Annotated in this window: 12 protein-coding genes; 7 read left to right on the forward strand and 5 right to left on the reverse strand. The window is 53.4% G+C overall.

The window, feature by feature from the left end; genetic code table 11:
- Positions 1 to 8 precede the first annotated feature (8 nt).
- The 4 genes from SAMA_RS02625 to putP form a co-directional block, all read right to left on the reverse strand.
- On the reverse strand, positions 9 to 467 hold the full coding sequence (locus tag SAMA_RS02625; RefSeq protein ID WP_011758609.1) for a universal stress protein: 459 nt from the start codon (positions 465 to 467) through the stop codon (positions 9 to 11).
- 314 nt (positions 468 to 781) lie between these two features.
- Positions 782 to 2629, reverse strand: coding sequence for a M48 family metallopeptidase (locus SAMA_RS02630; protein ID WP_011758610.1), 1848 nt, complete (start codon positions 2627 to 2629; stop codon positions 782 to 784).
- Between the two features lie 230 nt (positions 2630 to 2859).
- Entirely contained in the window at positions 2860 to 3963 is a 1104-nt protein-coding gene (locus tag SAMA_RS02635; protein ID WP_011758611.1) for a phosphoribosylaminoimidazolesuccinocarboxamide synthase, read from the reverse strand.
- Between the two features lie 298 nt (positions 3964 to 4261).
- Positions 4262 to 5758 (reverse strand): sodium/proline symporter PutP, encoded by a 1497-nt coding sequence (putP, locus tag SAMA_RS02640; protein ID WP_011758612.1) that lies wholly within the window; start codon positions 5756 to 5758, stop codon positions 4262 to 4264.
- A gap of 651 nt (positions 5759 to 6409) precedes the next feature.
- Between putP and SAMA_RS02645 the strand changes: the two genes are divergently transcribed.
- The 7 genes from SAMA_RS02645 to SAMA_RS02675 all read left to right on the forward strand — a co-directional run bounded on the left by SAMA_RS02645 (position 6410) and on the right by SAMA_RS02675 (position 14511).
- Positions 6410 to 6745: an ArsR/SmtB family transcription factor gene (locus SAMA_RS02645; protein WP_049757767.1), complete on the forward strand. Its 336-nt coding sequence runs from the start codon at positions 6410 to 6412 to the stop codon at positions 6743 to 6745.
- 29 nt (positions 6746 to 6774) lie between these two features.
- A complete protein-coding gene (locus SAMA_RS02650) occupies positions 6775 to 7788 on the forward strand; it encodes an ArsJ-associated glyceraldehyde-3-phosphate dehydrogenase (RefSeq protein ID WP_011758614.1) in 1014 nt (337 codons plus the stop codon).
- Between the two features lie 4 nt (positions 7789 to 7792).
- A complete protein-coding gene (arsJ, locus tag SAMA_RS02655; protein WP_011758615.1) occupies positions 7793 to 9004 on the forward strand; it encodes an organoarsenical effux MFS transporter ArsJ in 1212 nt (403 codons plus the stop codon).
- A 44-nt stretch (positions 9005 to 9048) separates the two neighbouring features.
- A complete protein-coding gene (locus SAMA_RS02660) occupies positions 9049 to 11352 on the forward strand; it encodes a GGDEF/EAL domain-containing response regulator (RefSeq protein ID WP_011758616.1) in 2304 nt (767 codons plus the stop codon).
- Between the two features lie 79 nt (positions 11353 to 11431).
- The gene (locus SAMA_RS02665) at positions 11432 to 12886 is read left to right on the forward strand and encodes an MBL fold metallo-hydrolase RNA specificity domain-containing protein (RefSeq protein WP_011758617.1); all 1455 of its coding nucleotides are present in this window, start codon (positions 11432 to 11434) and stop codon (positions 12884 to 12886) included.
- 63 nt (positions 12887 to 12949) lie between these two features.
- Positions 12950 to 13900 carry a DMT family transporter gene (locus SAMA_RS02670; RefSeq protein WP_011758618.1) on the forward strand — a complete coding sequence of 317 codons (951 nt, stop codon included), beginning with the start codon at positions 12950 to 12952 and terminating at the stop codon, positions 13898 to 13900.
- Entirely contained in the window at positions 13897 to 14511 is a 615-nt protein-coding gene (locus SAMA_RS02675; RefSeq protein ID WP_011758619.1) for an HAD family hydrolase, read from the forward strand. The genes SAMA_RS02670 and SAMA_RS02675 overlap by 4 nt, the downstream gene beginning before the upstream one ends.
- Here SAMA_RS02675 and SAMA_RS02680 read toward each other — a convergent pair.
- Positions 14483 to 14821 (reverse strand): hypothetical protein, encoded by a 339-nt coding sequence (locus tag SAMA_RS02680; protein ID WP_011758620.1) that lies wholly within the window; start codon positions 14819 to 14821, stop codon positions 14483 to 14485. The genes SAMA_RS02675 and SAMA_RS02680 overlap by 29 nt on opposite strands.
- Between the last annotated feature and the right edge of the window lie 40 nt (positions 14822 to 14861).

The raw sequence follows: 14861 nt of genomic DNA on the forward strand, positions 1-14861 counted from the left end.
AGGTTGCCCTACCTGACCACCAATACGGGGCAGTGGGCCTTGTTCACCACCTGCGCTGCCACATTGGGATGCAGCCAGTGGGTGAAAGGGGCATGATGATGGCAGCCAATGACGACCATGGCAACATCCTCCCGCGCCGCTTCGGCGAGGATTTGGCTGGTGGCATTGCCTTGGTCTATTTGGATTTCGATCTCCTGATCCGGTGGCAAGTTGGCCAGTAAAGCATTGATCCTTTCTTTGGCATAGGCGGCTAAATGGGCCTGCTGCTCTGTGGCGTTGGCGACCACTATGCCGAAGTTGTCTTCGTGGTGTGGCTCTGTGGTGATGTCATCGCCATACGGACGACTTATCACGTGCAAGAGGCGTAGTTTTTGATGGCTCTTTTGGGCGAGTTCCAGAGCCTGTTGCAGGGCGTGGGTGGAGCTTTCAGAGAAGTCTGTCGGGTAGAGAATATATTGCTTGTCCATACTTCCCTCCTTTGGCTGAATGTAGGGGAAGGGCACTTTAAATTATAGTGTTTTTTCCCTCGGCTAAAGGTTTGACACAGCGGTTTGTATAAAGGGTAACAGGGTTTTATGGTAACAAAAAAACCGACATCGGCCGGGCTTCTCGAAAGAAAGTAAGCTCGCTGTTTTAAGGTTCTTTGTTCCATGGTCCAGTGAGGCGCAAGTTCGATATTGCTATCCTACGCTGTAATCGCCAGCGTAAAGCGCGCAACAGAAAAGGCACCCATGGGGTACCTTTTCTGTATATCGCCAAAAAGTGCTTGTGGACATTGGCTTTAAATAATCTGAGTGCCTTTGGTTTGCACCTTTTTAAACAGCGCCGAGTCCATATCCTTGGTCACGATAAAACTGGTCCAATCGGCCGGGAGTTGCCCAAAGCATTGTTCCAGCACCTTGTCTTTGCCGGTCCAGCCGCTCACCTTGATGGCAAGCACTACCACAGGGCTGTCACGGAAGTACTGCACCGACTTTTGGCAAAGCCACACATCCTCCACCCTGTCTATCGCAATCAGCCGCGCGGCGAGTGCATCTATGGCCTCTTTGGGCAGGGTTGGTGCCATCAAGGGGTCTTTGGCGCCGACGGTGATGCGTTCCTGCCGGGCGCGCTCGGCTATCTCACCGTGGGCAACCAGTTTATCCAGCCACTCGTTGGCCTGATTGCCGTCGCCCTGATGCAGGTAGTAGCCATAGGCGCCCATGCAGGCATCGTTAACCAGTTCATCCTTGGCAAGGCAGGTCCGGAACAGTGGCAGACAACGTGGATTGCCTGCTTTGGCGTAGAGTTGTGCCAAACGCAAAGCCGTGTCGAGATCATGGGGTTTGGATGCCATGATGCCGTCGTAGAGTGCCACGACCCGTTCGGGGTCTCGCCGGAACTTATCCAAAAGGAACGCCAGTTCCTCTTTTTGATCCAGCGATAACTGATTGGGGTCCATCGGCTCAAGTTCCTTGAGTCTGGCCAATTGTTCCTGTGCCAGCTGGTACTGGAATTGCCACTCCTGGCCGTTATACATCAGCCAGTTATCATTGAATTCTTTAATGATCTTATGGGCCGACTTACCGAGCAACTGCCAGGCATTGTTTTCCCTGAGTTTCAGTACGTCTTCATCGAATGCGCCCAGCGCTTCTACTCTGTCTTTGGTGCAGGGGTGGGTATTGTGGGGCGAGGTGCGTTCGGCCATCACCTTTGCAAGTCGCAGCGGCAGGTCGCCAAATTCACCTGCATCTATAAACTGCTTGAAGGCGGTATAGGGCAGGGTATCAGGGGCGGGTTGCTCATAGGCACGGCGGTAATATTGTGGCCAGAAATCTTCATCTGTGATTTCGGCCAGCAGTGAGGTTTTGACCAATGCCGACTGAAAAGTGGCTGCCGAGGTCTGCTTGGCGGCAGACAAATCGGCTTCGTACTCGTTGAGTCTGGCCAGTGCGAATGAATAGGCCGAAAAGCGCGGCGCATACCAGCTGAAAAACTTGCGCATGGGGTAGGTAACCAGGGAGCCGGAGCTTTCGAAGCTGTGCATCATTTGCTCCCACATGGCGCGGGCCCGGTAAATCTTGCCGTTGAATTTGGCGTGGTCGCCGCTCAGATGCCCAAGCTCGTGGGCCAATACCGCCTTGAGCTCTTCTTTGGACAGTGACATCAGCAGCTCAAGCCCTATTATAAGCGTGTTCTCGGTGGGGCCGCCCACAAACCAGCGGGGCGTTTGCGCCATGGCGGCGTTAAATTCCGGCGTGACAATGATGTTGTGCACTCTGGGCGTCTTTAGGCTTTTGGTCAGCTCATTGACCAGCCCAAACAGCAGGGGAGCCTCGGCGCGTCTGAGCCTATATCCCTCGGGTTTACCGGCCCCGAGAAAGAGTGCTCTTCCCAGCATCCAGCCGATAATCAGCAGCGGAATAATCAGCTTTTTCTTGAGTAATAACACCAGGAATACAGAGCTTGTGAACGCCAGTCCCACAGTGCCTGCCACCAGGCCGACAAAAAGCAGCAGCAATAACAGGATGACGCCGTAGGCCATCCAGACATAGAGGTTGAGTTTACGTTTGTAGCTTTGCTGGTCGCTGCTGAGGTCCTGTTGGGCCTTTAGCATCAGCTCGTCGAGTGTTCCCTGATTGAATTCCATGGCTATGCCTTTATCTTGATCTTCCCTAAACAACTATGATGTTAAGTGGCTGCTTTGGCAACACTTTTATGCGCGTGGCTTGGTAGGAAGCCCGCTTGTACAGTGGAAAATAGCTCGGCTGTTGTCTCAGTGGCTTGGGCAGGCTTAAGGTTGTCAGCGAAATAAAAAACCCGACATCGGCCGGGGTTTCTTGCGAGAAATTAAGCGCGCCGTTTCAGAGCGCGTAAGCCTTAATCCACCAAAGCGTACTGCTCTTTGAGGATGGCGATGATTTCCGCCTTGGGATTGTCGGACAGCTCAATCTTGCGGCCGGTGACCTTCTCGGCGATACCTGTGTAGGTGCGGGATACGTTCATCATGGCATCCAGCGGCAGGGCGTTGTCGCGGGCCAGGGCTTCACGCTCAGGCATCCGGTCTTTGTTGAGCAGGATGTCCGGATCCGGGAAGTGGTTCAGCAGGAACTGGCGGAAACCTTCTTTGGAGTTTTCCACAATCTTGCCGTCGCGGTAGGCGGCGCCGTCCCAAATACGGGAAGAATCCGGTGTGCCCACTTCATCCATGTAAATCAGCTTGGAATTACCGTTGCTGTCGGTGACATAGCCAAACTCAAACTTGGTATCCACAAACACCTGGTCAAGCTTTGCCAGCGCCTCGGAAATCACCCCAAAGCCTTCTTTCAAAAGCTTTTCATAGAGGTCGATATCTTCTTTCTTTTCAAAACCAAAGGCTTCGAAGTTAGCTTCGATATCGGCGCGGCTGATGTTTACGTCATCCTGTTCTGGCACGCCGGGAATACCGGTGAGGATGCCCTTGGTGGACGGTGTGATCAAAAGCTCAGGCAGTTTCTGATCCTTCTGCAGCCCCTCAGGCAATGTGATACCGCAGAACACCCGCTCACCTTTTTGGTAGGCGCGCCACATGGAGCCTGTGATGTACTGGCGAATAATGGCTTCCACTTTAATGGGTCGGGCCTTTTGCACAATCCACACAAAAGGATGGGGGATGTCGAGGATATGACTGTCTGCCAGGCCGTTTTCTTTAAACAGACCAAACCAGTGGTTGGAGATGGCATTGAGGGCCGCACCCTTACCGGGAATACCACGCAGATCGCCTTCACCGTGGAAGATGCAATCGAAGGCGGAGATACGGTCAGAGATCACCATGATGGCCAGCGGCGTGTCGGCAGGCACATCGTAGCCGCGTTCACGGATAAGGCGGGCGCTGTCGGCCTCGGTCAGCCAATAAACGCTGCGAACCTTACCGCTGTGCACGGGTTTGTCGGTACGGATAGGCAGGTCGTTGTTCACGGCCAGTACGGAATCAGCAAGACTCATGACGAGTATTCCTCTGAATGTGTGGGGTAAGGGTTAAATCGGGCAGGCTTATTGTGGTTTGTGCCTGTTTCCCGGGGTATTGGGTGTTGCAGCGCATGATACAAGGCCACATTTGGCGAAATGCGTTTGGTATCCAGACTGTGATTGGGATGGCTCACTGACTATCTGCCCACTGCAAAAGATGGGGTATTTTACAACGATTGGGAAAATTTGCCATGGCGGTGGTAGCCCATACCGCTAAAAGACTGTTCGCGCTGTTAAATAGCAAAAGGCCCGCATGGGGCGGGCCTGTGTGGGATCAGCTGACTTGTTTCAGCCTATCCCGGCTGAGCTTGAAGGCTTTCTGAGTCGATTTACAGGGGGCCTGGTCTGCATAACTCACCAGTACTATGGCGAGAGTGCTTACGATAAACCCGGGCACAATCTCATAAATGAGACTGGATAAGGGTAAGCCGTTTTCGAGCAGTGGAACCTGGCTCCACACCAACACAGTGCCTGCGCCACAGAGTATGCCTGCTACTGCGCCGCTGTGGGTCATGCGGGGCCAGAATAAACTCAGGAGTACGAGGGGGCCGAAGGCGGCGCCAAAACCGGCCCAGGCATTGCTCACCAGCGAGAGGATGCTGGCGTTATTGTCCAGCGCCAGCAGCGTTGCCACCGCCGCCACGGCCAGCACACCGATACGTCCCGCCGTAACCGTGGCTTTCTGGTCCATCTCTTTGTGAAACAGGGCGCGGTACACATCCTCCGACAGAGAGCTTGATGACACCAGTAACTGCGAGGAAATGGTGCTCATGATGGCCGCCAGAATGGCTGCCAGCAGGAACCCACTGATGAGCGGATGAAACAGGATTTCAGCGAACAAAATGAAGATGGTCTCGCCATCGTCCAGTCCCGGCTTGAATTTATTCACGTAAGCCACGCCGATAAGTCCGGTTGCCAGCGCGCCTAATATGGTGACCAACATCCAGCTCATGCCGATATTGCGGGCAACAGCAATGTCCTTCACCGACCGAATTGCCATAAATCGCACAATAATATGCGGTTGCCCAAAGTAACCCAGCCCCCATGCGAGGCTTGAGACTATCGCCAGAATCCCCATGTGCTCAAAAGAGTCGGCCAATGGGGTAATGCTGCGGCTGGCCTGCGCCAGCATGTCGGTACTGCTGTTGAATTCCTGAAGCGCAACCAACGGCACCAACACCAGTGCAAGAAACATGATACAGCCCTGAACAAAGTCAGTCAGGCTGACCGCCAGGAATCCGCCGAGCAGGGTGTATGCCACCACCACAGACACAGTCAGCAACAAGCCGGTTTGATAGCCCAGTCCAAAAGCCGACTCAAAAAACTTACCCCCGGCGACCAGTCCGGCTGAGGTATACAGGGTGAAAAACAGGATAATCACCGCCGCTGAAATCATCCGCACCGAGCCGTTGTCTTTATTGAAGCGCTTGCTGAAAAAGTCTGGCAGTGTCAGGGCGTCATCAGCTGCTTCAGTAAACACTCTGAGTCTGGGTGCAACCAGCAGATAATTGAGCAGCGCCCCCAGCAGCAGGCCAGCGGCAATCCACAGAGCATCATAGCCCATGGTAAACATGGCGCCGGGCAGCCCCATCAGCATCCAGCCGCTCATATCGGATGCACCGGCAGACAGGGCGGTGACGTGCGGGCTGACCTGACGCCCGCCAAGCATATAACCCGCAAGATCGTCGGTGGAATTACGATAGGCAAACAGCCCTATTGCCAACATGGCAATAAAGTAGAGTGCCAGCGAAATATAGCTGGAGTATTCCATTTAAAAATTACCTGATTTTTGTAGGAAGTATATTTTTGATATTGGCTGATAGCCAAGGAAATATATAACTTGAGAGAATTAGCCAAAAGCAGGCTAATTGAACTGAGTAAATAAGCTTATTTTTAATAGCGGTAGTATCCAATAACACTTTCGTGTCTGGATCCTGTGAGTTAGAGGATGACATGATATTTTCCTTTTAACTACTTGATTGTTATCTTGGAAAAAATCATTTGAAAGCCAACTAAGTCAACATTTTCATGTTGTATTTTTTAGCATTCGAATGAATTTGACCGGGCTATTATGTAAATTATCAGCTGAATTTTCAAGGCGAGTTGAAGATGTGGTCTATTTCTGTGGTGATTATGGTGATGGCCAATTATTAATATTTTCCCATAGGGCAACAACTTACGGTGAAATAATTTTTTAGAAATTTTCTTATGAAATTTTAATAAAATCCGTGGTTATTTAGCAGTCTGGGAGGAATATTTGCTCATCAGACAAGTTAATTCTGATTGGTTGATACTGATACAGGAGTGTCTGTCCAGGTATGTGTGGACAATTACGCGGGGGCACGGCCTGACATAAAAGTGTAATTTTACACATATGGAATTTCATATATGATGGTGACCATACATGCCAGAGGAGGCGGCGATGGACGTAGTGAGCTTTTTCAAAGCGCTGGCCGATGATACCCGGCTTAGAATCCTTATGCTGATTGTGGGGGAAACCGAGCTTTGTGTCTGTGAGCTGACGGAGGCGCTTAATCTCAGTCAGCCCAAGATCTCACGCCATTTACGTCTTTTAAAAGACGCAGGCTTGCTGACAGACAGGCGTCAGGGGCAGTGGGTGTACTACCGCCAGGCCGAGGACTTGCCACTGTGGTGTGCCGGGCAACTGGCACATTTGGCACAGAAAGGACCAGACTGGCTGGCCGATGAAAAACAACGCTTGACGACCATGGGTTGCAGACCCGGACGCTGCTGTTAATGGCGTGTCTGACAGGAAAAGAGGGCAAGATGAGTAAGATTAAAGTAGGTATCAACGGTTTTGGCCGCATGGGGCGCCTCACGCTACGCTCAGCCTGGGGCAATGATGCGTTTGAATTTGTACATATCAATGACCCCGCGGGGGATGCGACCTCGCTGGCGCACCTGTTGGAATTTGATTCTGTGCATGGCCGCTGGCAGCATCCGGTGGCGAGCGATGGCTGCAATATTCTGATTGGTGACAAGCGAATCAGCACCAGTATGAACAAGACCATTGAAGACACCGATTGGTCGGGCTGTGATCTGGTGATTGAAGCCTCCGGCAAGATGAAAACCAAGGCAGTGCTCCAAGCCTATCTTGCTCAGGGCGTTAAGCGGGTCGTGGTGACGGCACCTGTGAAGGAAGAAGGCGTGCTTAACGTGGTGATGGGGATTAACCACGAACTGTATAACCCGGATGTGCACCCGATAGTTACTGCGGCTTCCTGCACCACCAACTGCCTGGCACCCGTGGTCAAGGTTATCCATGAAGGCCTGGGTATCAAGCATGGCTCCATGACCACCATTCATGACATCACCAACACCCAAACCATCCTGGATGCGCCTCACAAGGATCTGCGACGCGCCCGTGCCTGTGGTATGAGCCTTATTCCCACGACCACAGGCAGCGCCACCGCCATTACCCATATTTTCCCCGAGCTCAAGGGGCGTCTGAACGGCCACGCAGTGAGGGTGCCGCTGGCCAATGCCTCGCTGACCGACTGCGTGTTTGAGGTGGAGCGCCCCACCACTGAGGTGGAGGTGAATGCACTGCTCAAGGCCGCCGCAGAAGGCGAACTCAAGGGTATTTTGGGATTTGAAGAGCGACCACTGGTGTCCATTGATTACCGCACAGATCCTCGCTCCAGCATCATAGATGCCCTGTCCACCATGGTGGTGAACGGCACCCAGGTAAAGCTATATTGCTGGTACGATAACGAATGGGGTTATGCCAACCGGGTAGCGGAACTGGCGCTGATGGTGGGCCGGATGGATAAGGCTTGAACTCATGTTTGCCAGACGCCATGAACTGACGCCCGGGCAGCGCCAATACCTGTTGGTGACTGCCAACTATTGGGCGTTTACCCTCACCGATGGTGCGCTGCGAATGCTGGTGGTGCTGTATTTCCATCAGCTCGGCTACGCGCCGCTGGCGATTGCCATGCTGTTCCTGTTCTATGAGTTTTTTGGGGTGGTGACCAATCTCGTTGGCGGCTGGCTTGGTGCCCGCATTGGCCTGAACCGCACCATGAATTTGGGCATGGGGCTGCAAATTCTTGCGCTGGGTATGTTGCTGGTGCCCTCTGCCTGGCTCACAGTGCCCTGGGTGATGGCTGCCCAGGCATTGTCGGGTATTGCAAAAGATCTCAATAAGATGAGTGCCAAAAGTGCCATCAAGACCCTGGTGCCCAAAGAAGGTGCGGACGACAAACTATTCAAATATATAGCGCTGCTCACCGGTTCGAAAAATGCCCTGAAAGGGGTGGGCTTCTTTGTGGGTGGTGCGCTCTTGTCGCTGCTTGGATTAACCGGCGCCGTGGCTATTTTACTTGGGCTGCTGGCGTTGATTTGGTTCGATAGTCTCAGTGGCCTCAAACAGGAGCTCGGTAAAGCCAAAAACAAACCCAAGTTTAAAGATATCTTCTCGAAGAGTCGCAATATCAACATCTTATCGGCGGCGAGGCTATTTTTGTTTGCCGCGCGGGATGTGTGGTTTGTGGTGGCGCTGCCTGTGTATCTGGCGGTGCAGTTTGGCTGGGATCACTGGCAGGTGGGCAGCTTCCTTGCCGCATGGATCATTGGCTATGGGCTGGTACAAACTTTGGCGCCGCGTATCACCCGACGGTCGGGGCGCACGCCGGGTGGCTTTGAGGCGGCACTCTGGGTCAGTTTGCTTATGTTCACCCCAGCCATTATCGCTCTGGGGCTGGATTGGGGGCTTTATTGGCTGCTTGCAGGGCTACTGATTTTTGGCGTCCTGTTTGCCATTAATTCATCACTGCACAGTTTTTTGATTGTGCATTATGCCGATGAAGACGGGGTTTCACTGGACGTGGGATTCTATTACATGGCCAATGCCGCCGGCCGCCTCATGGGAACCCTCTTATCGGGAGCCGTCTTCCAGTTTTATGGTCTGGAAGCCTGTTTATGGGCCAGTGCGCTGATGTTGGGTGTTACCGCTTTCATCAGTTTAAGACTACCTGGCAATAGCGTTGGCTAACATTATCGGGTATTAATTGCTGCTACACTTGAACCAAGTCTTTAATGCAGGAGCCTGGATGGAACGGTCAGTGCGAGTTGCTGTTAATTGCGGGGGGGCTTATCGTGGGTAAACTGTTTGCCAGTGCCCGTAAACTTGATGAACAGCCGCTTCAGCCTGAGGCGCCTGTTGCACCCTGGATCATCGGTATTATTGACGATGAGCCTGCCATTCACGATGTCACCCGTTTGGCCCTGAAACATGTTCGTGTATTCGGACGGCCCCTTGAGTTTGTATCGGCATTCAGTGCCAAAGAAGGCTTCGACCTGGTGAAAAAACACCCCGAGATGGCATTGGTGCTGCTCGACGTGGTGATGGAAACCGATGAAGCCGGTTTGATGCTGGTGGACCGTATTCGCAATGAACTCGATAACCACCTGTTGCAAATTGTCCTCCGGACAGGCCAGCCAGGTTATACCCCCGAAGAAGAAGTTATCCTCAAGTACGAAATTAACTCCTACAAGACCAAGAGCGAGCTGACGCGCAATAAGCTGTTTACCGTGGTGGCAACCGGACTGAGATGCTTCAGTCAGATGGATGCGTTGGAGCGCAGTCGTCAGGGATTAAGGTCGGTGATTAATGCGGCCGCCAATCTGTTTCAGGAACGATCGCTCCATGAGTTTGCCGGCGGGGTGCTCGAGCAAATCGATGCCCTCTTCAACATCAAGGCCGATAGCCTCTTCTGTGTATCCAAACGGCCGATGAACGGGCCCTTTGCCATAGATTCCGGTAATCACGAGTTTTTTGTGGTTGCTGCCAGCGACAAGTTCCGCCCCTTCTACGGTAAAAGTCTGGACGAGCTGAGTCCCGAGCTTGAACAGCGCAAGCTGGTGCAGGAAACCCTCAACGCCCACCAGCATGTATTTCATCCCAATTGCAGCTGCTTATATCTGTCGACGCCATCGGGCTGGCAAGGCGTTATCGTCGCGGAAAATGCCACCGGTCTGACCAAGGTGGATCAGGAGCTGTTACAGGTGTTTTGCCTGAATGTGGCGCTGGGGCTGGAAAATGCCAAGTTTTTTGCTCACCTCAATAAGGCGGCCTTCTTCGATGAGCTCACCGGCCTGCATAACCGCGCCGGATTGGTGGAATATGGCGCCAGCTTCCTGAAACAATTTGACCCGGGAGCTGCGAGTCTCTTTATGGTGGATATCGATTATTTCCATCAGATTATCGAGTCTCTGGGTTACGAGTTTGGTAACAACATTCTGGAAAAAATGTCCCGGGTATTGCGTAAAGAGTTTTCCACCCGCGCCCTGATTGCCCGCTTGCATGCGGATGTGTTTGCCGTGCTGTTGCCGGAGTCAAAGCTGACGGCCCATGAATTGGCGGTGCGCTGCGCCAAGCCACTGATGATAGATGAGCAATCGATTCGATTGGGGCTGACAGTGGGCTGCTCTGTGCTGGATGCCGCGCAGGAGCCGGATATGGAGCAGATGCTCCGGCATGCTGAGTCGGCGCTGAAAGTTGCCAAGGAGCACAGGCGTGGCTCTGGAGAGACCTTCAATAAGCGCTACGAGCAGGCCTCAAGAGACAGCATGACTGTGTTGAGTGACCTGCGTATTGCACTGGATAACAGAGAGCTCTATCTGGTGCTGCAACCCAAGGTGAACATACACACCGGTGCCGTAGTGGGCTATGAAGCCCTCATCCGCTGGCAGCATCCGGAAAAGGGGAATATCCCCCCGGGAGCCTTTATTCCTGCGGTGGAAAAATCGGGACTCTATTACGGCCTGGATCTCTATGTAGCGCGGGCGGCCTGCGAGCTTATGACTCAGCATCCTGAGTTGAATGTGCCTGTGTCATTGAATATTTCTGCCAATTCACTCCATCACGAGACCTTTGTCGACGATCTCAAGGCCGAGTTTCTCCGTGCGGGAGTGCCCTTCGACAGGGTAGAGCTGGAAATCACCGAAAATGCACTGGTGCACTCAGACCGGGCCATCAGTGAGCTGCATAGGCTGCACCAGAGCGGCTTTATCATCTGTTTGGATGACTTTGGGGCCGGTTTCTCATCGCTGGGATACTTATTGAGATTGCCGATACAGGTCATCAAGATTGACAGGGCCTTTATCTCTCATCTCACCGACAGCGATGAAGCTATCGCCGTGTTGCAGGGCATCTTGCGCATAGGGCGTGATCTCAATAAACAGCTGATCATTGAAGGGGTTGAAACCGAAGCGCAACTGGAGCTGCTTAAATCCATGCAGGTGGATTTTGTGCAGGGATTTTATTTCCACCGACCTTTGCCAGTTAGTGAGGCGTTGGCGCTGCTCGAACCTGTGCGGAGTACCACTTCATATCTTTAAACATAAAACTTTTTGAGTTTTATACGCTTTTTCGGCAATCTGCTTATGTACTTACAGCGTGATTGCAGGAGGCAATGCCATGAGTATGACCCTGACGTTTTGGGGAGCCACAGAGGAAGTCACAGGCTCCTGTCACTTGCTGGAACTCAACGGTAAACGCCTGCTGCTGGATTGCGGCCTCCTGCAGGGAGGCAAGCAGCAGGAAGCCCGAAATCGCGAGCCCTTCCCCTTCGACCCCGCAAGCCTGGATGCCGTGGTCTTATCCCATGCCCACATTGACCATTCAGGACGATTGCCTCTGCTGGTAAAGCAGGGTTTCAGTGGTCCCATTTATACCCACAGCGCCACCCTCGACCTTTGCGCTATTCTCCTCAAAGATGCCGCCATGTTGCAGGGCCGGGACACAGAGCGGCAAAACAAAAAGCGGTTGAAACAAGGTTTGGAACCCCTCGAAGCTCTCTTCGATGAGCAGGATGTGGATATTGCCATGACCCGCTTTATACCGCTGGAATACGGTATGCGGCTGGACCCTGTTCCGGGGGTGACCATCACCCTCAGGGATGCCGGGCATATTTTGGGCTCGGCGCTGCTGGAGTTGGAGTTGGATGATGGCCAGCGGCAGAAGCGTCTGGTGTTTTCAGGCGATCTGGGGCGAGCCGGAATGCCCATACTGAGGGATCCTGATTTGGTGGAGGCGGCCGATCTGGTGCTCATGGAATCCACCTATGGCAACCGTCTGCACCGCAGCTGGGAAGCGACACTGGAAGAGCTTAAAGGGATTTTTGCCAAGGCCATCAGCGACAGCCGTGGCAATATCCTTATCCCGGCATTCTCGGTTGGCCGTGCGCAGGAGCTGCTGTATCTGTTTCATTTGAATGCCAAAGACTGGGATCTGTCGCGCTGGACCATTTGCCTGGATAGCCCCATGGCCATTGAGGCTACCAAGGTGTATATACGCCACTTTCCCTTGATGGATGATGATTTCAAACGCTTTGTTCGCCAACACCCAGGAAAACACCCCTTGCTCACTGACGTGGCGTTTATTCAAAGCACTGACGAATCCATTGCACTGAATGAAGTACATCAGGGGCTCATCATTATTGCAGGCAGTGGTATGTGTAACGGCGGGCGTATTCGTTGCCATCTGGAACACAACCTCTACCGACCCGAATGCGACGTGATTATTTGCGGCTATCAGGCCGAAGGCACACCGGGCAGGGCGCTGGTGGATGGGGTAGATAAGTTGACCATCAACGGACAATCCATTGATGTGCGTGCCCGTATTCATACCGTGGGCGGTCTGTCGGCCCACGCGGATCAGGCCGAGCTGCTGCGCTGGTATCATCACTTCGAGGGACGGCCGCCGCTGGTGCTGGTGCATGGTGAAAAAGAAGCCCAGGAAATTTTAATGGCCACCCTTGAGAATGAGCCCGAACCGCCCAAGGCAATCAGCGCGGCCAGTTATGGCGATCATCTGGATCTGGCTGCTTTACCACGGCTCAGCTGGTTGTATCAGGGCAAAACCCCCGGCTGATAGTGCTGGAGTTGTCTCTGTGCTTGCTGCATCATTGGCGCTTTCCTCCGTGGAGAGCGTGAAGTGGATGCAGCATCGTTCCGGGCCGGTTTTATTTATGTCGCCATCGCCGTGTTTTTTTGGGGCATGCTCCCCATCGCACTCAAATTGTCAGGCGACTTTATTGACCCTGTTACCCTGACCTGGTTTCGATTTTTGGTGGCTCTGATTGTCAGTGTGGCGGTGCAATGGTTTGGCGGCCGATTGCGGCAGTTTGCAGCGCTGGCAAAACAGGATTGGCTGCTCCTCCTGGGTGCGGCTATGTTGCTGATGGCCAATTATGTTTCCTTCGTTTACTCCCTCGATTATCTGGCGCCCGGGGTGGCGCAGCTCAGCTTCCAGACGGCGCCTTTCTTCCTGGCGTTTGGCGGCGTGATATTTTTCGCCGAGCGATTGAAAGCGGTGCAGCTGGGGTGTTTTGCCTTGCTCGCCGTGGGCATGTATCTGTTTTTTGCCCCCAGATTAAGTTTTGAGGGGGATACCGGCGATCTCTTGTTGGGACTGGCCATAGTGCAGTTTTCAGCGCTGGCCTGGACCAGTTATGCCCTTATCCAAAAGGCGCTCATCCCCAAGATTTCACCGGCCAATGTGTTGCTGTTTATCTACGGTGTGGGTGTGGTAATGATGGCGCCCTTTTGCGATTTCACAGCCTTTGATGCCATGAATACCAACGCCTGGTTGGTGGCGGGCTTTTGCGCCATCAATACCCTGGTGGCCTACGGCTGTTTTGGCCAGTCGATGAAGTATTGGCCCACGGCGCAGGTGAGCGCCATGCTCGCCCTGACACCCATAGTCAGTTTCAGTTTAACGGCGGCGGTAGTTGCCTTTGGCTGGTGGCCGCAGAGCTTCCAGTCCGATGCCTTAAGCTCAGTGAGCATGACGGGAATAGTGCTGATTGTGCTGGCGGTGGCCGCCTTGCAATTGTTGCCAAGATACCTGGCTTTGTTTACTAAACCCGGGAGCGCGCAGCCATGAGTCGTCGGGCCGAATATCCAGAATGGCTTGCGGACATTCGCGCCGTTGTTTTCGACCTCGATGGCACCCTGGCACATTCCAATCCTGACTTTCCGGCTATCCGGCAGGCACTCGGTCTTAGTGCCGGGGAGGATATTCTGGCCCATATAGCAGGTTTGCCAGCGGCGAAGCAGGCCGGCGCCATGGCGACAGTGCATCATTATGAAATGGCGGCCTCTCACCGGGCTGAATGGATAGGGGGCGCAGCAGAACTGCTGCAGTTTGTGCAGCAAAAAACGCTGCCAACGGCGATATTGACCCGCAATATGCGCCAGGCGGCTGAGTTGACACTGTCGCGTCTGGGATTATCGGTTGAAGTATTACTGACCCGGGAAGATGCCCCGGCTAAGCCAGACCCTGCCGGCCTCATCCACATCATGGACATCTGGCGGCTTGAGCCAACTCAGGTACTCTATGTGGGTGACTATCTCTTTGACTTACAGACGGCACGGGGCGCCGGTTGCCGCTCTGCGCTCTATTGCCCTGATGGCAAGCCGGACTACGGCGACATGGCTGACTTGCTGGTACCCTGTTATTTTGAACTCATTGATTTGTGGCGCGGCGCTGAATAAACCATCTCAGGCTGTCCAAAATCCCCAGCAGCCAAACGCCGAGGAACAGATAAAGGGCACCAGAGCCGATAGCGACACTGCGATTGTGGATTTCCGCCAGAATGTTCGGCAAGTCCATCGGCAGTATTCCTGACATTATCTCGTTGGCGATGTCGTTGGCGACTTGATAAATATCAGTCAGCAGCACAGAAAGACTGATTGCAGTCAGTAGCAATATCAGCCAGCCCAGCCACTTCTTACCCAGCAGCAGGTGGCCGCTTCCGGGGCATACCAGGGCATTACACAATAGTGCTTTCAGTTCGTTAGACATGGATTCTCCTGTGGACCATGGCAGCATAACAGCTTGAGGT

The sequence above is a fragment of the Shewanella amazonensis SB2B genome (assembly GCF_000015245.1).
Lineage (GTDB): Bacteria > Pseudomonadota > Gammaproteobacteria > Enterobacterales > Shewanellaceae > Shewanella > Shewanella amazonensis.